Source organism: Actinopolyspora biskrensis (assembly GCF_013408175.1).
Lineage (GTDB): Bacteria > Actinomycetota > Actinomycetes > Mycobacteriales > Pseudonocardiaceae > Actinopolyspora > Actinopolyspora biskrensis.
Genome location: NZ_JACBYW010000004.1, coordinates 146,940 through 165,205, shown reverse-complemented (window position 1 = coordinate 165,205; position 18,266 = coordinate 146,940). Strand labels below are relative to the sequence as shown.

Below are 18,266 nucleotides of genomic sequence, written 5' to 3'. Positions count from 1 at the left end.
CGGTGTCCGGGAACGCGGGGTTCTTCGGCGCGGCCGTGCCGAAGAACCCCGCCGGGCCTCCCGTCCCGTCGACCGGGCCGGGCACGCCGCTCCCCCGAGGAACCGCACGACCGAAGAGCGCCCCGGAACCGTCCGGTACCGGCCCGCGTTCCGGGGCCCGCTCACTGTCGTCCGCGCGCTCTCCTGCGCAGCACCACGAGAACCACGACCAGCCCGGCCACCACGGCGGCCACGGGGGCGAGTCGTTTCAGAACCGGCACCCCCGCCGTGCCGAGCAGATCCACCACGTCCTCGGAGCTCCCCGATAACTCGGCCGCTTCCCGCTTCCCGCCGGGTGTGGCTCCCTCCGGGGAGCCCCCGCCTCCGGTCCGCGCGGCTTCCGAGTGCGGCCGCTGTCCGGAGGACTCGACACCGGTGACCTTCCACCCGGTCCGCCCTTCGGGGATCTCCTGCCGCTCCTGCTCGTCCGCCTGCTCGCCCGCCGGGGCGGGCTGTTCGCCTTCCGGGAGGTGGCCGTTCCCGGAGACGGAGGGGCCGTCCCCGTCCCCGGTCGTACCGGCTGTTTCCTCGGCGGTGGCCGGTGCGGCGGCCTGGCCGGGTTCGGTGCCGGTCAGCCGCTCGGCCAAGCAGTCCGCGAACTGGTTGATCAGCTTCTCCGCCACCTCGGAGATCAGCCCACGCCCGAGTTGCGCGGGCTTCCCGGTTACTTTCAGGTCCGTGTCCACGTGCACGGCGGTGCTCGCTCCCTCGGAGCGCAGTGTCGCGCTCACCGTGGCCGAGGCGGTGCCGTTGCCACGCGAGTCCTTTCCGCTCGCTTCCACGACGGCCCGGCGCGCCTCGGGGTCGACCGAGGCGAAGCTGCCGCTGCCCTTGTACAGCAGTGACACCGGACCGAGTTTGACCTTGACCGAGCCGGAGAACTCGTTTCCCTCCACGCTTTTCAGCGTCGCCCCCGGCATACACGGCGCCACCCGTTCCAGGTCGAGCAGCGCCTGCCAGGCGTCGTCGACCGGAACCGGCACGGTGAATTCGTGCTCCAGCTGCACTGGTCCTCCTCGCATCAGCCGAACGTCCGTCCGGATCGGCGGTCCGCTGGCGGCACGGGAAAATTCCCAGGTCGCCCCTTCGACGCGCCAGCGCCGAACCCTTGCCAAGCACTTCCAGCGAAAGGCTCCGCCCAACGCGGGCGCTCTGAGCCCGCGCAGGCGGCACCGTCGCGGGTTCTCCCGTGGTGCTCTCGCGAGGAAGGCCCGACGTCGTGCGGGCCGCTACCCGATGTCGGGCCTGGCCGGAGCGAGAGCCCGCGAGAGGTTCCGCCACCCGCACCGCCGAGCAAACCGAACCGAGCCGGAATTCCAAGAATGAGGGTTCTAAGAACTCGCAGCGGTGGCCAGCGCCCGCCCGGTCAGGACTTCGGCCAGGTGTTCCCGGTAGTCCACATCGGCGTTGGCGTCGCTGCCCGCGCTCGTTCCTTCGGTGGCACGCGCGGCCGCCTGCCTTATCGCCTCCTCCGTGGGGGCCGCGCCGAGCAGCGCCTGCTCCACGCCCTCCGCACGTATCGGGGTCGCTCCCATGTTGGTCAGCCCGACCCGCGCGCGGGCGATCTTCCCGCCTTCCACGAGCACCGTGGTCGCGACTCCCACCACCGACCAGGCCTGTGCCACCCGGTTGAACTTCTCGTAGTGCGCGCTCCACCCCGTGTACTTGGGCAAGCGGACCTCGACGAGGATCTCGTCCGGCTCGATCGCCGTGGTGAAGTAATCGACGAAGAACTCGCGTGCCGCGATGTTCCTCCTCCCGGAGGGACCGGCCACGACCATCTCCGCGTCCATCGCCAGTACGGGCGCCAACAGGTCGCCCGCGGGATCGGCGTGGGTTATGGAACCCCCGAACGTCCCGCGGTGCCGCACCTGCGGGTCGGCGACGGTCCGCGTCGTCAGCGCGATCAGCCCGGCGTGTTCGGAGACCAGGTCGTCACGCAGCACATCGTGGTGACTGGTCATGGCGCCGATCACCAGTTCGTCGCCTTCCTCGCGGATTCCGCGCATCTCGGCGACCTTGCCGAGATCCACCACCAGCGAGGGATCGGCGAGCCTCATGCGCAGCACCGGGAGCAGGCTCTGCCCTCCGGCCAGGACTTTGGCGTCCTCCCCCGCGCTGCTCAGGGTCCGGACCGCCTCCTCCACCGTGGAGGGGGCAACGTAGTCGAACTCAGCGGGAATCACCTGTCACCTCCGGTCGCGAAACCACCGTCGCTGTCACTGGATCCGAGCCCGCCACCGGATTCCGCCTCCGTGGCGGAACTCGACCGGGCCTCGGACAGGGCCCGCCACACCCGCTGCGGCGAGCACGGCATCCGCACATCGGTGACCCCGTAGTGCCTGATCGCGTCGACCACCGCGTTGACCACGGCCGGGGTGGAGGCGATCGTGCCCGCCTCGCCCACTCCCTTGACCCCGAGCGGGTTGGAGGTCGCCTCGGTCTCGGTGCGGTCCGTTCGGAACTCGGGTAGATCCATCGTGGACGGGACCAGGTAGTCCGCGAAGGTCGCGGTCGTCAGCGTGCCGTCCTCGTCGTGAATCGCCTCCTCGTACAACGCCTGGGCGATCCCCTGGGCCAGTCCACCGTGCACCTGACCCTCCACGATGAGCGGGTTGACGACGCTGCCGACGTCGTCCACGCACACGTAGGACCTGATGCGCACCCCTCCGGTCTCGGTGTCCACCTCGGCGGCGCACAGGTGCGTTCCGTGCGGGAAGGAGAAGTTCTCCGGGTCGTAACTGGCCTCTGCGTCGAGGTTCGGCTCCACTCCCTCGGGCAGGTCGTGGGCGGTGAACGCGGCCAGCGCCACGTCCGTGATGCCCACGCCCTTGTCCGTGCCGCGAACGGCGAACCGCCCTTCGGCGAAGTCCAGGTCCTGTTCGGAGCACTCCAGCATGTGCGCCGCGATCTTCCCGGCCTTGTCGACCACCTTGTCGGAGGCCTGAACAGCCGCGATCCCCCCGACCGCGAGCGAGCGGGACCCGTAGGTGTCCAAACCGCGCGGCGAGGACTGCGTGTCACCGTGCAGCACCTCGATGTCCTCGAAGGGCACGCCCAGCCGGTCGGAGACGATCTGGCTCCAGGCGGTCACGTGGCTCTGCCCGTGCGGCGAGGTGCCGGTGACCACCTCGACCTTGCCGGTGGGCAGCACCCGGACCTGGGAATGCTCCCAGCCCCCTGCTCCGTAGGACAGCGAACCGAGCACTCTGGACGGAGCCAGCCCGCACATCTCGGTGAAGGTGGAGATCCCGATACCCAGTTGGACGGTGTCGCCGCGCTGCCTGCGTTGCACCTGCTCGTCGCGCAGCTGCTGGTAACCGAACATCTCCATCGCCCGGTCCGTTGCCGCCTCGTAGTTCCCGGAGTCGTAGGTCAGCCCGGCGATGGTGTCGAACGGGAACTCCTCGTGGCTGATCCAGTTCCTGCGGCGGACCTCCATCGGATCCATGTCGAGCTCGGCAGCCAGCTCGTCCATCATCCGTTCGATCGCGAAGGTCGCCTCGGGGCGTCCCGCTCCCCGGTAGGCATCGGTCGGTGTCTTGTTGGTGAACACGTTCGTGCAGGTGAACCGATATGCGTCGAACTTGTAGATCGAGTTGAACATCAACGCGCCGAGAATCGGCACCCCGGGCGAGACCAGCCGCAGGTAGGCCCCCATGTCGGCGAGCAGGTCGACCTTGAGGCCGGTGACGGTCCCGTCCGCGCGCGCGGCCAGGGAGAGCCGCTGCACCTGGTCCCTGCCGTGGTGGCCGGAGATCATCGTCTCGGACCTGGACTCGGTCCACTTGACCGGGCGCCCGAGCTGTTCGGCCATCAGGAAGGTGAGCATCTCCTCGGGGGTGACCTGCAACTTGCCGCCGAACCCCCCTCCGACGTCCGGAGCGATCACCCGGACCTTGTGCTCGGGGGTCCCCAGCGTCATGGCGATCATCGTGCGCAGGATGTGCGGCACCTGGGTGGCCGACCAGACCGTGTACTGCTCCCCCGTCGGGTCGACGAGAACCGAGCGGGGCTCCATGAACGCGGGGATCAACCGCTGCTGCCGGAAGGTGCGGTCCACCCGCACCTCGGCGTCCCGCAGCGCCTGCTCCACGTCGCCTCCGGTCCCCGCCTCGACCGAGTCGAAGGTCCACGTCGCGTTGCGGTTGGTGCCCAGCTCCTCGTGGACCAGCGGGGAGCCGTCCCGCGCCGCCGACTCGATGTCGAGCACGACGTCGAGGTCCTCGTAGTCGACGTCGATCGCGTCCAGGGCGTCGCGCGCCTCGGCCGCGCTGCGCGCTGCGACCATGGCCACGGCCTCACCGGCGAAGTTGACCGAGTCGACCGCCATGGAGGGGGCGTCGGGGGCCTTCATGTCCTCGGTCACGGGCCAGGCGCACGGCAGGCTGCCCTGCCGTTGCGCGATGTCGGCCCCGGTCACCACCGCGTGCACCCCGGACATCCTCCGGGCTTCAGAGGTGTCGATGGAGCTGATCCGGGCGTGGGCCACCGGGCTGCGGAGCACGGCGAGGTGCACCGTGCCGGGCGGGCTCATGTTGTCGGTCCAGCGTGTCCTTCCGGTGACCAGCCGGGCGTCCTCCTTGCGCTTGCGCGCGCGACCGAGCTCCGGTTCGGACGGGCTCACTGGCGTGGCGGTCATCACTGTCCTCCCGTCACACGTGCGTCGGCCTGCTCGCTGGAAGCGCGCGGAGCCGGTGTCTCCCCGGAGTGCTCCATGGCCGGTCCCGCACCCGGCCTCATCTGTTCGGAGGCGTCCCGCACGGCGCGGACTATGTTCTGGTAACCCGTGCAGCGGCAGAGGTTGCCTTCCAGGCCTTCCCGGATCTGCTCGTCGTCCGGCTCGGGGTTCTCCGCGAGCAGGTCCAGGGCCTGCATGATCATCCCCGGGGTGCAGAATCCGCACTGCAACGCGTGGTTGTCGTGGAACGCCCGCTGCAGCGGATGCAGCCTTCCTTCTTGGGAGAGGGCTTCGACGGTGGTCACCTCGTGCCCGTCCGCCTGGACGGCCAGCACCGAGCAGGACTTCACGCTCTGCCCGTCCAGGTGGACCGTGCAGGCCCCGCAGTTGCTGGTGTCGCAGCCGACGACGGTGCCGACTTTGCCGAGCTGTTCGCGCAGGTACTGCACCAGCAGGGTTCTGGGCTGCACCTCGTCGGTGTAGGTGGTTCCGTCGACATCGACGGTTATGCGCGGCATTGGGCCTCCTCAACGGGCCTGGCCCGCGGTGCGCGGACGTACATCGGAACAACCCGTCAGAGTGACGGGAATCACAACTAGAGCCTGCTGCTCCTCACCGGTTCGAGCAAGTCCACGATCGGTCGGGATCATGGTCCCGGACGACACGCGCCGTGTCCGGGCAGCGACACAGCGAACTCCGGGCCACGATCCGGTGAAATTCCGCCGCGAACGCGCGGGGCTTCACCGATCGAGTCACCGGTTGGCTCGGTTTCTCCTTCGGCTCGGCAGCGCCGAAACACGCCACCCGAGCAACCCGAGCCACCGAAAAACCGGACCGGAACTCCCGGAAGGAGGCTCCGTCCAACGCAAGTGCTCTGAGCCCGCGCAGCTCGACCGACCGCGGGCTCTCGGTCGAGTGCCCGGCGAGGACGGTCCCGACGTCGTGTAGGTGCCTACCCGATGTCGGGGCACCCGCAGCCGGGCGCCGACCGAGGTTCCGCCAAGTGACCCGCTGAGCAAAGTTCCGCTACGAGCTCCTACGGTGCACTTCCTTCCAGAGCGCGCGCAACGCCTCCAGGCTGTGCCCGGCGACCAGCGCGTCCACATGGGGCAGCGCCGCGGCTATCCCGGACTGCACGGGCGAGTACCCCGAGCGGCCCGCGTGCGGATTGGCCCACAGCACGGCGTGCGCCAGCCTGCGCAGCCTGCCCGCGGCCTCGGCGAGCTCGGCCGCGTCCCCGCGTTCCCAACCGTCCGAGAACAGCACCACCACGGCCGACCTGGCCGCCCCGCGCTGCCCCCAGCGGTCCAGGAAGGCGCGCAGGGTCTCGCCCAGCCTGGTTCCCCCGGAGAAGTCCGGCACGGCACGACCGGCCGAGATGAGCGCCACCTCCGGATCGCGCTGCCGCAATTGGCGGGTGACCCTGGTCAACCGCGTCCCCAGGGTGAAGACCTCGGTACTCGCCGGGGCCGCCCGCACCACCAAGTGCGCGAAGCGCAGCAGGGCGTCGGAGTAGGCGCTCATCGAGCCGGACACGTCGACGAGCAGCACCACCCTGCGCGGCCTGCCCGCCCGCGCCCGGCGAGCGAGCCGCACCGGCTCCCCGCCGGACCGGAGCATGGCACGCATGGTCCCGTCCGGATCCAGTGTTCCCCGCCGGGCGGGACGTCGCCGCAGCGAGGAACGTCGCGGCGGACGCAGGTCCAATTGGGACAGCATCCTGCGCAGGTGCGCCCGCTCGGCCTCGCCCAGTTCGGCGAGGTCCCTCCTGCGCAGTGTCTCCACATCGCCGGCAACGGCCAGCTCCTCGGTCTCCGAGGCCTCGGACTCCCCGTGCGACTCCCCACCGAGCGGGGCCGCGCGCGGACGGACGGCACGGTGCCGGGCCACCGCGCCACCGGATTCGGGGAGCCCGCCGAACCAGGCGGCGAACGCGGCGTCGAACAGCGGCAGGTCATCCGGCTCGGAGCACAGGGTCAACCTGGCCGCCCAGTACAACCGCGTCCACTCGGTCAGATCGACGTGGGCGGTGGCGTCCAGAAAGGCCCTGACCCGCCCCGGATCGCAGTTCAGCCCCGAGTGGCGCAGCGCACGAGCGAACCCGACGAGCCCTTCCAGCGCGTGACCCACCTCATTCATATCCGCATTGTGCACCTCGCGCGGCGATCACGGCCCGGTTCCGACGCCGGTTCGGAGACCCGGGTAATCCGACGCGGGGTTCGACGCCCCGCGCCTCGCGGACCGGGGCGAGGCGGAACCGGCCCGCCGGGGAGCTCGGCGACCAGTCACCGGTCCGCCCGCTCCGACGTTCCGGGACCTCGATCAGGCGAAGACGATGGTGCTGTTGTCGGTGCGGACCACGCGGTCCTCGCTGTGCCACCGCACCGCGCGGGAAAGCACGGTGCGCTCGACGTCGGCACCGCGACGCCGGATGTCGGCGACGGTGTCGGCGTGGGTCACCCGCACGACGTCCTGCTCGATGATCGGTCCCTCGTCGAGGTCCTCGGTCACGTAGTGGGCGGTGGCTCCGACGAGCTTGACCCCGCGCTCCTTGGCCTTGGCGTAGGGGGCCGCCCCGATGAAGGCGGGCAGGAACGAGTGGTGGATGTTGATGATCGGCACCCCCAGGTTCGCGATGAAGTCGCCGGACAGGATCCGCATGTACCGGGCCAGCACGACGAAGTCCACGTTGCCCCGCAGCAACCGCAGGTGTTCGGCCTCGGCGGCCGGTTTGCCCATTTCACCCGTGGGCACGTGCACGAACGGGATGCCGAAGGCACGCACTTCGTCGGCGGTGTCGGTGTGGTTGGAGACGACCATCGAGATAGTCACCGGCAGCTGGCCCCGCCGGTGCCGCCACAGCAGGTCGAGCAGGCAGTGGTCCTCCCTGGAGGCGAAGACCGCGACGCGTTTGGGCACCGACATGTCGCGCAGCGTGAAGCCGAGGTTGAACCCCCCGGCCAGCTCGGTTTCCAGATCCCGCTCGATCGTGGGCAGCACGGCCTTGAGGTTGTCGAGCCTGAACACCGTGCGCTGGTAGAACGCACCGCCCCGCGGGTCGTCGGAGTACTGGTCCAGCGAGACGATGTTCGCGCCGTGCCCGCTCAGCACCGCGCTGACCGCGGCGACGATGCCGGTGCGGTCCTCGCCCTGCACGATCAGCGAGGCGTGGTCCTCCGACAGCGCGTGGTTCTGGGGCGGGACGGGCGACCCCGTCCGCGACGTCGCCGGTTCTGCAGTCAAGTCAGCTTTCCTTCCGCCGGAACTCGGTGACCCAGTCCGCTGTGGCTCTGAGCCCACCGAAGGTGTAAAAGTGCAGTTCGATCTCACCGTGACGCCGGACGTCATAGTTCCGGGCAAGAGTGTGCAGGAACCGGTCGGGGCCGGCAGTCCCCATCAGATTGGTCATCAACGACAGCCCGTACTTCCTGGCGATGCCCGCACTCGTGCCGACGCCGAATCGCGCGGCGTAGCGCAGCAGGATGCCGTCGCTGACGATGTGACCGGCAGGAGTGACCGGGACGAACTGCTTCGCCTGCCCGACGGCGCAGTCGCGGAGCTCGTTCGCGCTGACGTCCATCAGCAACCGCGTGGCATCCGGCCCCCGCAGGAAGGTGTCGAACATGTGGTGCGAGAGCTCCAGGAACGCCACGCCCTCGTGCCAGGCGCGCTGCTCCGCACGCCAGCCCGCGTACTCGGATTCGACCACTTCCGGCAACCAAGGTGCGGCGTTCGGCTTCCACAGCAGACTCGAGGGTGACCCCGCCTGATCGATGCCGTCCTGAAGACTGGATGCCGTCATGGCGGTTTCCCTTCCGGTATCAAAAAATGAGTTGACCAGCACTGAATCGAGCTAGTTAGGCGGAACCGTGGAACGGATCCGGAAACGGATACCGGCTCGAGAGCTCGGTAGCCTCGGGTCACGACCGATACGGGATGTGATGATGAGCGATGTCGACCGGGTGACGCTGCGGGACGTGGCCGACGCCAGCGGCGTGTCCCGAGCCACTGTGAGTTTCGCCCTCAACGACACCCCGAACCAGACGATCTCGGCGGCCACCCGGGAACGGGTACTGCGCACGGCGCGTGAACTCGGCTACGCGCCGCACGGCATCGCCCGCGCTGCGGGAGGGGACGTCCCGAATCGTCGTGCTCAACGTCGACACCAGTTTCGAGGGCAACTACTCGCGCAGCTTCACCCGCGGGCTCGACGAGGAGCTCGCCGAGCACGAGCACGAGCTGATGGTCCGGCACTGCACTCCCACGGCACGGTCCACCCGGCAGGTGCTCGACGCGATCACTCCCCGGGCGGTGCTGCGACTCGGCGAGGCGTACCTGACCGGTGACGCGCTCGGGGACCAGGGCGGCGGCTGGCGGGACGGGCTCGCCGCACACACCTCGATGCAACTCCGTCACCTCGCCGAGCGCGGTCACACGCGGATCGCCATGGCACTGCCCGACCCCGAATCGCCCCTGAGCGGGGTTCGACTGCGCTTCGCGCGGGAGGCCGCGCGAACCCTGGGACTCCCCCCGCTTCGGTGGTTCGCGGTGCCGCGCCCCAGGAGCGCGGGCACCGTTGCCGTGCGGGATTTCCTCGACACCTCCCCTCCCCCGAGCGCGATCGCCGCTTTCGACGACGACATCGCGCTCCGCGTCGTCACGGGACTGCACGACCTCGGGTACCGCGTTCCCGACGACGTGGCCGTGATCGGATTCGACGACACCGAGTACGGCGAGCTGGTCACGCCCGCCCTCACGACCGTCCACATCGATGCCGAATCGCACGGGCGCCTGGCGGCACGCACCGTTCTGGAGCTCGACACCACCGGGCTCGACGCGGTCCCCGGGCGGGTGATCGTCCGCGAATCGGCCTGACGGCGGCCGTTCCCGCTCTTCGCACCAGTGGTGTCCCGTTCACCGGAGGCCCCGCGGCGCACCGAGCGGTTCGGGGAGTCGGCACGCGCGGAACCGGTACCGCCGTCCGGAGCGTCTCCGGGACGGGCAGCGGGGAACAGGCGCGGTTTCGGAGCAGCGGTTTTCGGAGCGCGTTTTACACGCCCGTGTGAAGCCGGAGCCCGGTCTGGCAGGGTTGCCGGTATGACTGGGCCCGAACACTTCAAGACCGCGCAGCGCCTGCTCACCGAAGCATCGGAGCAGAACGACCCGGAAAGCGAACGTACGTACCTGGCACGCGCCCAAGTGCACGCCACCCTCGCGCAGACCGCGGCGACCGCCCAGGCGGGCGGGCCGATCTTCAACGAGGACGGCGAGTTCGTGATCGGCGGGATGACCGAACCGCAGGAGGCCGCCTGGAAGACCGTGCTCGATTCGGACGAGACCGAAGCGGAGTAACCGGAATCCGCACACCGCCGCACCGAGGTTCCCCGTTCTCCCCGTCGTAGGTGGTTGCGCGGACGTTTCGGCGCTCCCGGCGCCGCAACGACCGCTCCCGCAGGCGGCGCCGCCGCGAGAGGTTCCGCTCAGCGACCGCCCACGGCGGGGGGAGGCGGGGAAACTTCGATCAGACGCCGAACCCCAGCACCTCGCCGGAGGCACGCACCCGCTGGGTGTCCTCGCGGTACTTCAGCACCGTTCCCAGGGTGCGGGCGGCGGTCTCGGTGTCCAGTTCCGCCCTGCCGAGCGCGAGCAGCGCGTTCGCCCAGTCGATCGATTCGGCGACCCCCGGTGGCTTGAGCAGCTCCATGGAACGCATCCGGCGTACCGCGTCCGCCACCTGCTCGGCCAGCCGCTCCTCCAGGCCGGGGACCCGGCTGCGCAGGATGGCCACCTCACGCCGCAGGTCCGGGTGCTCCAGCCAGTGGTAGAGGCACCGGCGTTTGAGCGCGTCGTGCACCTCGCGGGTGCGGTTGGAGGTCAGCAGCACGAACGGGGGACGCCGCGCCTCCACGGTCCCGAACTCGGGGATGCTCACGGTGTAGTCGGAAAGCACCTCGAGCAGGAAGGCCTCGAACTCGTCGTCGGCGCGGTCGATCTCGTCGACCAGCAGCACGCAGGGAGCCTGCCACAGCGCACGCAGCAGCGGCCGTGCCAGCAGGAAGCGGGAGGTGTAGAGCGAGGCCTCCGCCCGCGCGGTGTCGATCCCCTCCTCCGCCGTGGCTTCCAGCGTCCGCAGGTGCAGCAGCTGGCGCGGGAAGTCCCACTCGTAGAGCGCCTGGGCGGCGTCGATGCCCTCGTGGCACTGCAACCTGATCAGCTCGGCTCCGTAGGCGCTGGACAGGGCGTGCGCGAGCGCCGTCTTGCCGGTGCCCGGCTCCCCCTCGCACAACAGCGGCCGTCCCATGCTGGCGGCGAGAAAAGCCGCCGTGGCTATGCCCTCGTCCGGAAGGTAGCCGGTGTTCCGCAACGCCGCGGAGACGTCGGTGGGCGAGTCCGGCGCGGCGGAGCTGCGATCGTCGAACATGTCGCGAGCGTATGCGACGGATCACGTTGTGCGCTCTCCCGCGGGTCCCGCGAACCGGCCGGTCCGGCAGGGCCGGGTGGAGGCCCTCGACGCACACGCCTCGTTCCCGGGAGCTTTCCGGCAGAGCCCGTTCGGCGGACGACGCGAGCGGTACCGAATCCCGCCCGTTCCTCCCGGAGGACCGGAAGCCATACTTACGCGAGTAAGGACCACGTACAGCCGAGGTGGATCTTGAACCGGTTCAGCGGATTCCCCGCCCATGTCGAGAAGTACCTCGGCAGGATTCGCGGCGCGGACAGCCAGGAGACCGATTCGCGGGAGCGGGGGTATCACCTCGTCTACTGCGACCCACCGCACGGCGCGCACATCTCGGTGCTCACCAACGGACTGCGCTCGCACGCGGCGGGCGCACCACTGCCGCACGAGCTGGTTTGCACACTGCACAGTGGACAGGAGAGGCAGGCGCGGCACCTGACCGGCGTCATCGCCGAACTGCTGGAGGAGTCGAACAGCCGCGTGGGCCCGGGCGCACTGATCATGAACGACAGGGCGCTGCTCCCGGAAACCGAGGTCAGCGGAGCCCTGGCCGCTCCCCACCCCTACCTGGGCGAGGACTTCGACATCCTCCGCGACGACTCGGGGGAGGCCGTACTGCGCATCATCACCCTGCTGCCGATATCGCGGGGCGAGGCGCAACTCGTGGCGCGCTACGGCAGCGACGTGCTCTACGACCGGTGGGAGCAGCACGACAGCGATCTGCTCGATGCCTTCCGGCCCTCCGTGGCCTGATCCCCGGGCCCTCCGCGAGCCCCCGGGGATGAGGCGCACCCGAACCGCCGGTTCCCCGAGCCGGCGGTGGTGGAACTCCGGGTAACCCGGGGGTGTTCCCCGAGGCGGGCGGGGGTGTTCTCGCCGTTCCATGGAGCCATGACGCACCAGGATGAGCACCGCGAACACGCCGTTCCCGAGACCGGGGTCGTCCGCCCCGGAACCGCCACGAAACACCGCAGGTTCCGCCGTTCCCGCGACGAACGCATGATCGCCGGAGTGTGCGGCGGGGCGGCGGAACTGCTCGGCGTGGACGTCACGATCGTCCGCATCGGGCTGGTCGCCGCGACGCTGATCGGTTTCGGGTTCGGCTTCCTGCTCTACCTCGCCTGCTGGATCATAGTTCCCGAGCAGTGACGGGCGACCGCGCGAAGCGGTTCACCGCATGTCCGGGGCCTGCCGGATGAACTCGTCGAGCACCCCGTCCGCGACACGCACCCGCCCCTGGGGACGGGTCTCACCGGGCACGGTGCGTATCGACTCTGCGCGGTCGGCGAGCTCGGCCGCCTGATCGAAGCGGTCCGCGGCCGTTTCCGAGCTTCCGTCGGCCCGCGCGGAGAAACCGTCCAGAGTGGTCAGCAAGGCCTCGCCCCAGGCATCGGTCGCGCGCAACCACGGCCGCGCGTCCGAGACGAAGTCCTTCGGCGCGTTCTGCTCGATCCGTTCCGGCGCGTCCGCGATCGACCGGGCGTAGCCGCGCAGGTCGGCAACGGCCTGCTGCCTGCCTGCGCCGTCCGAGTTCCACGCCTCCCGGAACTCCTCCAATCTGTTCCGCAGCTCGGGGGCCGGACGCAGCCACGGCTCCCCGCTCGGCAGGGGGGCCATGCGGTTCAGATCGAAGAACACGAGCAGCGAGTCGACCGTGGCGCCGTCGGCCTCGAAGCCGCTCACGTTCTCGGTGAAACGATCACCCGCGAGGTACTCCGCCGCCTGGTGCCACGCGCGCTCGGCGTCGAAGCCCGTGCTGTTCCACGCGAAGTCGGCGGCCGAGATCTCGACGACCTTGCTCGCGGCCGCCTGGTTCATCGGGTTGATGATCAGGCCGTCGAGCTTCTTCGTCAGGCCCTTTTCCCGCTTCGCGTACGGGCCGAGCATCAGCAGGCCCTCGGTGGCGTCGAAATCGTTTACCGGGTAGTTGTCCCACAACATCGGTTCCCGACCCCACACCTCGGCCGCCGCCGCGGCGTCGGAGACCGAGACGTCCTCCGGGATCACACCGTCACCGGTCCACATCACCTCGACCGAGGGGGACAGCTCCCCGCTCAGCGCGGTCTTGTAGGGGGTTCGCTCCGCGTCCGAGTACTCGGTGGGCACCGTCTGCAGCGGGAGGGTCCCCGGATGGGTGTCGACGAACTCGCTCTCGAGCCCGTTGATCAGTTCGGCCTGGGCCCGGCCTGCCGCTTCCGGCGAGGGCGCCCCGTAGCGCTCCCGGTCGGCGGAGCAGTTCCACTCGGTGTAGGAGATGTCGTCGAACGGCACCGAGAAGCTGCGCACCCCGATGTCGTACATCGCCTGCAACTTGGCGATCAACGCCTGCCGGTCCTGCTCGTCGCTGAAACAGATCGACTGCCCGGGCGAGACCGCGAAGACGAACTTCACGTGGTGCGCGGCCGCCTGCTCCACGAGATCGCGCAGTTGCTCGAACCGGTCCGTCGGGTAGGGGTCCCGCCACTTCTCACGGTGGTAGGGGTCGTCCTTCGGAGCGTAGACGTAGGTGTTGAGCTTCACGGAGCCGTAGAAGGCCAGCTGGTCCATCCGCTCCGCGTGGGTCCAGGGGCTCCCGTAGAACCCCTCGATCGTCCCGCGCGTCGGCACGTCCGGCTCGTCCAGGATGCTCACCCCGGCGATGCGCCCCGCGGAAGTGATCTGCCGCAGCGTCTGCACCGCGTAGTAGGCTCCCGCCGCGTCGACACCACCGAGCACCACGGCGGGGTCCTGCCCGCTGTGCACCGTGATCGCGTAGCTCTCCCCGGCCAGGTCCTCCTCGTCGTCGTTCCGGTCCGGAAAGTCCAGCCCCGAGTGCTGGAGCTCCTTCCGGATCATCGGGGCCCAGCGGTTTCCGAGACGCACCTGCAGGGTCGAGCCGTCGACGGGGTCGCCGGGCTGACGCACCACCACGTTCGCGGCGCCCGCCTCGGTCAGCACGCGCACCGCGAGATCACGGGTCTGCGGGTCGACCATCGGGTCGACGACAAGCTCCACCTTGCCCTCGACCTCCACGTCCTCGCCCTCGGAACGCACCTGGCTCGGTTTCGGCACCACCTCGGGCAACCCGTCGTCGGCCCGGTCGCTCGTCCGGGTCTGCCGCGCGGAATCGGTGGTCCCCTCCGGCCCCGAGGGCGGCGCACCGTTCGTGCAGGCCACCGCGAAAAGAGCGAGCACGCACGACAACGCCACCAGCACCGCCGGACGGCGGGCGGTTCGCCGGAAACGGTCCACGGCGCCTCCTCTGGTTCGTCAACCGATGCCGATCGGTCGTTCGCGTTCGCAAGCGGCCTCACCGAAGTGAATCATGGCGGGGCGGCCGGGTTCGAATCACCCGACCCGTTCAGGGGACGGATCCCACGGTTGTCCGGAGCCGGGAGGGCGTAAGCGGACGAGCTCGACGAGACCGAAGGAAAGTCCCGATCTCAACCGCTCGCGCGGTTCCGCCTCATCGGTGGGCCACTCGGAAGTCGGCCGGTCCGCACGCCCTCCTGGAAGAGTCCTCGCCGGGGTCCTGCCCGAGTGAAACGCGGACCCGTCACCGCGTTCCACGTCCCGTTGGCGGGAGCGTCGGCCGAGGGGGGCCGACGCGCGAAAGGGCCGCTCCCCGAGCGGGGAACGGCCCTTTCGTCCAGCGTGCTCGTTCACGCCTCGGCACGGGTGCCGCGACGGACGGTGGCAGCGCCGATGTTCGTCCCGGAGGACGTCACATCATGCCGCCCATGCCACCCATGCCGCCCATGCCGCCCATGCCGCCGGTCGGGTCAGCGGCAGCCTCGCCGCCGCCGTTCTTCTCCGGCTTGTCGGCGACCACGGCCTCGGTGGTCAGGAAGAGGCCCGCGATCGAGGAGGCGTTCTGCACGGCGGAGCGGGTCACCTTCGCCGGGTCGATGACGCCTGCCTGGATCAGGTCCTCGTATTCGCCGGTCGCGGCGTTGAGGCCCTGTCCAGCCGGCAGTCCCTTGACCTTCTCGGCCACGACGCCGCCCTCGAGACCGGAGTTGATCGCGATCTGCTTGAGCGGGCCTTCGACGGCGGTGCGGACGCTGTTGGCGCCGGTCGCTTCATCGCCCTCGAGGTTGAGGTTGTCGAAGGCGGAGACGGCGGCCTGCAGCAGGGCCACGCCACCACCCGCGAGGACACCCTCCTCGACGGCGGCCTTGGCGTTGCGCACCGCGTCCTCGATCCGGTGCTTGCGCTCCTTGAGCTCGACCTCGGTCGCCGCGCCCGCCTTGATGACGGCCACGCCGCCGGCCAGCTTGGCCAGCCGCTCCTGCAGCTTCTCCCGGTCGTAGTCGGAGTCCGAACGCTCGATCTCGGCGCGGATCTCGTTGACCCGGCCGGAGATCTGCTCGTCGTCACCGACGCCCTCGACGATGGTGGTCTCGTCCTTGGAGACCACGACCTTGCGGGCACGGCCCAGCATGCTCAGGTCCGCGCTGTCCAGCTTGAGGCCGACTTCCTCGCTGATGACCTGGCCGCCGGTGAGGATGGCCATGTCCTGCAGCATCGCCTTGCGGCGGTCACCGAAGCCGGGTGCCTTGACGGCAACGGACTTGAAGGTGCCGCGCATCTTGTTGACGACCAGGGTCGCCAGCGCCTCGCCCTCGATGTCCTCGGCGATGATCAGCAGCGGCTTGTTGGACTGCATGACCTTCTCCAACAAGGAGAGCATCTCCTTGATGTTGGAGATCTTCGAGCTCAGCAGCAGGATGTAGGGGTCGTCCAGCGACGCCTCCATCCTGTCCTGGTCGGTCACGAAGTAGGGCGAGATGTAGCCCTTGTCGAAGCGCATGCCCTCGGTGAGCTCGAGCTCGAGCCCGAAGGTGTTGCTCTCCTCGACGGTGATGACGCCTTCCTTGCCCACCTTGTCCATCGACTCGGCGATCAGCTCACCGATCTGGGAGTCACCGGCGGAGATGGCGGCGGTGGCGGCGATCTGTTCCTTGGTCTCGATTTCCGTGGCGTTCTTGAGCAGCTGCTCGGCGACCGCCTCGCTCGCCTTCTCGATACCCCTCTTCAGGGCGGTCGGGCTGGCACCTGCCGCGACGTTGCGCAGGCCCTCGCGCACCAGCGCCTGGGCCAGAACGGTGGCGGTCGTGGTGCCGTCACCGGCGACGTCGTCGGTCTTCTTGGCGACCTCCTTGACGAGCTCGGCCCCGATCTTCTCCCAGGGGTCGTCGAGCTCGATCTCCTTGGCGATGGAGACACCGTCATTGGTGATGGTCGGCGCGCCCCACTTCTTCTCGAGCACGACGTTGCGGCCCTTCGGGCCGAGCGTCACCTTGACGGCGTCGGCGAGGGTGTTCATGCCGCGCTCGAGACCGCGGCGGGCGTCCTCGTCGAACGCGATCATCTTGGCCATTGCGGTGTGGTCCTCCAGCTTTTTGGACGCCGTGGGACCGGACGGCTCCACGGCAGGACTCGTGCTCGGCCAGGCTCGGTGCCCGCGACGGACGACCGGTCCCCGTCACGCTTGTCCATGCGAGCGGATACGGCCTCACCGTCCCGACCTGGCACTCACCCCTACTGAGTGCCAGTATCGTGTTTAGCACTCACCGGTTGTGAGTGCAAGCCGCCGCGCGGAAGAGACACCGCGAGGTGCCACACTCACCCGAACGACGCAGCGCTCGGACCGTCCTCCCCCGGGGTGGGACTTCCCGCGCTCCCACCGTTCCCGGGGAATCCGCCGTCCACCGGGGGCGCGGAACTGACCGTCTCGCTCATGATGATGAACATCACCACGATCACGGTCACGGCCGCGATCACCAGTATCGGAACCAGCCACCGGGCCGAACTGTCCGACTTCCGCGCGAAGGAGGTCGACTGGGCGGGCATGGGCGGACGCACTCGAACCGGTTCCCCCCTGGCGGGCGGAGGCGGTGGCTGCCCCGGAGGCACGGGCTGCCCGGGGCCGCCGGGGAACGGCTGTCCTCCCGGAACCGGCGCGCCCGCCGGAGGCGGACCCGCTCCCGGACTGCCGCCCGGGGGCGTACCCGGCTGCGGCGGCATCGGCACGGGCCCCGACTGGGCCGGCAACGGTCCGGAGGCCGGGGTCTGCTCGGCCCGCTTGCCCGACTCCAGGGCGCTCTTCGCCGCGGAGATCAGCTCCTTGCAGGTCCCGTAGCGCTGGTCGGGGGTCTTGCCCATCCCACGGCGCAGCACCTCGTCCACCGCGGGCGGCAACGGCACCCGCGAGGTGACCCGCGGGGCCTCCGTCCGCAGATGCCCCTGGATCACCTCCTGCACCTCGCCCTTGTACGGAGGACCGCCGGTCAGACACGCGTAGAGCATGCAGGCGAGCGCGTAGAGATCGGTACGCCCGTCCACCGACTCGCCACGCAGGTGCTCCGGGGCGGCGTAGGTGGGCGAGCCGAGGAAGTCCCCGCTGCTGGTGCGGTGCCCGGTGGCCCCTCGCCTGGTCAGCCCGAAGTCGGCCAGGTAGACGTGCTCGTGGGCGGCCTCGCGCGAGGTGACCAACACGTTGGCCGGTTTCAGGTCCAGGTGCACGAGCCCCTGCTCGTGCAGCGTGTCGAGGGCCTCGGCCGCCTGGGCCAGCAGTTCGACCGCCCGGCTGGGGTCCATCGGACCCTCCGAGATGAGGCTCGCGAGATCGGAACCGTCGACGAGCCGCATGGCGATGTAGAGCATCCCGTCGACTTCTCCGAAGTCGTACAGCGGGACGATGTTGGCGTGATCGATGGCCGAGGTGTTGCGCGCCTCGTCGACGAACCGCTCGCGGAACTCGCCGTCACCGGTGATGTGCTCACCCATCACCTTGAGGGCGACCTTGCGCCCCAGACGGACATCGGTGGCGCGGTACATGACGCTCATGCCACCGCGACCGAGTACTCCTTCGATCTTGTAGTGGCCGAGACGGCTCCCGGTGAGGTCTTCCGACACAACGGCAGCCTAACGTTCCCGCACCGCCGACGTCCGCAGGTGCGGTTCACGAATTCCGGTCCCATCCGGATTTCGCCGTCCCGGTTCGCGTGGGGATTCCGACGAGCGGAGCCTCCCGCGGTCTCGTGGGCGAGTGTCCCGTCCTCGGGTAGCGAGTACCCGACGTCGGGGCAGTCCTCGCGGGAGCAC

14 protein-coding genes and 1 pseudogene are annotated in these 18,266 nt (G+C 69.7%); 4 read left to right on the top strand and 11 right to left on the bottom strand.

All coding sequences use genetic code 11. The annotated features are described in order from the left end of the window. Window positions 1-161 precede the first annotated feature (161 nt). The 7 genes from FHR84_RS11860 to FHR84_RS22430 all read right to left on the bottom strand — a co-directional run bounded on the left by FHR84_RS11860 (window position 162) and on the right by FHR84_RS22430 (window position 8,522). Window positions 162-1,046: an SRPBCC domain-containing protein gene (locus FHR84_RS11860; protein ID WP_179535840.1), complete on the bottom strand. Its 885-nt coding sequence runs from the start codon at window positions 1,044-1,046 to the stop codon at window positions 162-164. Window positions 1,047-1,370: 324 nt separating this feature from the next. After that, the gene (locus FHR84_RS23255; protein ID WP_179535553.1) at window positions 1,371-2,225 is read right to left on the bottom strand and encodes an FAD binding domain-containing protein; all 855 of its coding nucleotides are present in this window, start codon (window positions 2,223-2,225) and stop codon (window positions 1,371-1,373) included. After that, window positions 2,222-4,681 (bottom strand): xanthine dehydrogenase family protein molybdopterin-binding subunit, encoded by a 2,460-nt coding sequence (locus FHR84_RS11850; RefSeq protein ID WP_179535552.1) that lies wholly within the window; start codon window positions 4,679-4,681, stop codon window positions 2,222-2,224. Before FHR84_RS11850 ends, FHR84_RS23255 begins: the two co-directional genes overlap by 4 nt. Continuing rightward, window positions 4,681-5,238, bottom strand: coding sequence for a (2Fe-2S)-binding protein (locus tag FHR84_RS11845; RefSeq protein ID WP_179535551.1), 558 nt, complete (start codon window positions 5,236-5,238; stop codon window positions 4,681-4,683). Before FHR84_RS11845 ends, FHR84_RS11850 begins: the two co-directional genes overlap by 1 nt. Window positions 5,239-5,746: 508 nt before the next feature. Beyond that, complete coding sequence (locus FHR84_RS11840) at window positions 5,747-6,859, bottom strand: vWA domain-containing protein (protein WP_179535550.1); 1,113 nt, start codon at window positions 6,857-6,859, stop codon at window positions 5,747-5,749. A gap of 183 nt (window positions 6,860-7,042) precedes the next feature. Further along, complete coding sequence (gene purU / locus FHR84_RS11835) at window positions 7,043-7,963, bottom strand: formyltetrahydrofolate deformylase (protein WP_246300494.1); 921 nt, start codon at window positions 7,961-7,963, stop codon at window positions 7,043-7,045. Window position 7,964: 1 nt separating this feature from the next. After that, window positions 7,965-8,522, bottom strand: coding sequence for a hypothetical protein (locus FHR84_RS22430; protein WP_246300493.1), 558 nt, complete (start codon window positions 8,520-8,522; stop codon window positions 7,965-7,967). Between the two features lie 142 nt (window positions 8,523-8,664). On the opposite strand from FHR84_RS22430, the pseudogene FHR84_RS23250 reads away from it, so the two are divergent. After that, window positions 8,665-9,595: pseudogene (locus FHR84_RS23250) on the top strand (LacI family DNA-binding transcriptional regulator). Between the two features lie 222 nt (window positions 9,596-9,817). Next, window positions 9,818-10,072, top strand: a complete 255-nt coding sequence (locus FHR84_RS11815) for a hypothetical protein (RefSeq protein ID WP_179535549.1) — start codon at window positions 9,818-9,820, stop codon at window positions 10,070-10,072. Between the two features lie 169 nt (window positions 10,073-10,241). Here the strand turns inward: FHR84_RS11815 and FHR84_RS11810 are convergent, their stop codons facing one another. Next, entirely contained in the window at window positions 10,242-11,141 is a 900-nt protein-coding gene (locus FHR84_RS11810) for an AAA family ATPase (protein ID WP_179535548.1), read from the bottom strand. Window positions 11,142-11,372: 231 nt separating this feature from the next. Here FHR84_RS11810 and FHR84_RS11805 point away from each other — a divergent pair, with 231 nt between their 5' ends. Together FHR84_RS11805 and FHR84_RS11800 are read left to right on the top strand one after the other, a co-directional pair. Further along, window positions 11,373-11,930 (top strand): suppressor of fused domain protein, encoded by a 558-nt coding sequence (locus tag FHR84_RS11805; RefSeq protein WP_179535547.1) that lies wholly within the window; start codon window positions 11,373-11,375, stop codon window positions 11,928-11,930. 138 nt (window positions 11,931-12,068) lie between these two features. Beyond that, the gene (locus FHR84_RS11800; protein ID WP_179535546.1) at window positions 12,069-12,326 is read left to right on the top strand and encodes a PspC domain-containing protein; all 258 of its coding nucleotides are present in this window, start codon (window positions 12,069-12,071) and stop codon (window positions 12,324-12,326) included. 21 nt (window positions 12,327-12,347) lie between these two features. Here FHR84_RS11800 and FHR84_RS11795 read toward each other — a convergent pair whose 3' ends face one another. The 3 genes from FHR84_RS11795 to FHR84_RS11785 form a co-directional block, all read right to left on the bottom strand. Next, window positions 12,348-14,408 (bottom strand): beta-N-acetylglucosaminidase domain-containing protein, encoded by a 2,061-nt coding sequence (locus FHR84_RS11795; RefSeq protein ID WP_179535545.1) that lies wholly within the window; start codon window positions 14,406-14,408, stop codon window positions 12,348-12,350. Between the two features lie 472 nt (window positions 14,409-14,880). Further along, complete coding sequence (gene groL, locus FHR84_RS11790) at window positions 14,881-16,539, bottom strand: chaperonin GroEL (protein WP_179535544.1); 1,659 nt, start codon at window positions 16,537-16,539, stop codon at window positions 14,881-14,883. Window positions 16,540-16,784: 245 nt separating this feature from the next. Beyond that, window positions 16,785-18,077 carry a protein kinase domain-containing protein gene (locus FHR84_RS11785; protein WP_179535543.1) on the bottom strand — a complete coding sequence of 431 codons (1,293 nt, stop codon included), beginning with the start codon at window positions 18,075-18,077 and terminating at the stop codon, window positions 16,785-16,787. Window positions 18,078-18,266 lie beyond the last annotated feature (189 nt).